At 66.0% G+C, this 980-nt stretch carries 2 protein-coding genes; both read left to right on the top strand.

All coding sequences use genetic code 11. From position 1 onward, the window contains the following. Positions 1-261, top strand: a 261-nt coding sequence (locus tag RTCK_RS09520) for a TSUP family transporter (protein WP_185927971.1), incomplete at its 5' end; no start/stop codon positions are given. Continuing rightward, a partial coding sequence (locus RTCK_RS09515) for a TIGR02186 family protein (protein ID WP_185927970.1) occupies positions 261-980 on the top strand: 720 nt, incomplete at its 3' end. The genes RTCK_RS09520 and RTCK_RS09515, both read left to right, overlap by 1 nt.

Genomic DNA, 980 nt, shown 5'->3' with positions numbered 1-980 from the left:
ATCATCTTCGTGACGGCCTACACCACCATGGTCCAGGCGGCGACCAACTATTCCGTCGACATCGTGCTCGCGACCATCCTGATGGTCGCGGGGGTGATCGGGGCGCAGTACGGCGTCCGGGTCGGCCAGAAGCTGCGCGGCGAACAGCTGCGCGCCCTTCTGGCACTGCTGGTCCTGGCCGTCGGCATCCGCCTCGCGATCGCGCTGGTGGTTCCGCCGGACGATATCTACTCCGTCGTGGTGGGAGGCTTCGCGTACTGATGCCTTCCGCCGCCCGCCGCCTCGCCGCCGCTCTTCTGCTCTCGATCGCCTCGCCGTCCTTCGCGCAGGTTCCGTTCGGAGAAGCCTCGACCGTCAAGGAAGGGCTGGAGATCGGCACCTCGACCAGCGAGATCGCCATCACCTCCGATTTCCGCGGGGCGGACCTGACGGTTTTCGGCGCGCTCACCAATGCCGACGAGCTGCTTCTCGCCATCGGCCATTACGACGTGATCGTGACGCTCGAGGGACCCCGCGACTATGCGACGGTCCGGCGGAAGGAGCGCGTGCTCGGGATCTGGATGAACACCAGCTCGATGACCTTCGAGCAGGTGCCGGAATCCTACTCGCTGGCCAGCACGCGCGAGATCGACGCCATCGATGAAGAGCCGTCGCTCAACAGCATCGGCGTCGGCATCAACCATCTTGCGCTCACTCCGACCGGCTATGTCGGCAATGCCGTCGATCTCTCGGAGTTTCGGGAGGCCTACCGCCGGCTCAAGCTGGCGAGCGGGCTCTACCAGCGCGACACCAGCGGCGTGCGCTTCGTGAGCTCGAGCCTGTTTCGGGCCTCCCTGCGGCTGCCCGCCAACATCCCGGACGGGGTGCATACGGTGCGTGCTTATCTCTTCAAGGGCGGCGAACTGATCTACGACCGGGAGCTGCCCCTGCGGGTGGTCAAGACGGGCATCGAACAGGCCATCACCGATGCGGCCCGCAAC

The sequence above is a fragment of the Pseudorhizobium endolithicum genome (genome assembly GCF_902153245.2).
GTDB lineage: Bacteria > Pseudomonadota > Alphaproteobacteria > Rhizobiales > Rhizobiaceae > Neorhizobium > Neorhizobium endolithicum.
The sequence above is the reverse complement of the archived record's forward strand: the minus strand, read 5'-3'. Positions and strand labels throughout refer to the sequence as shown.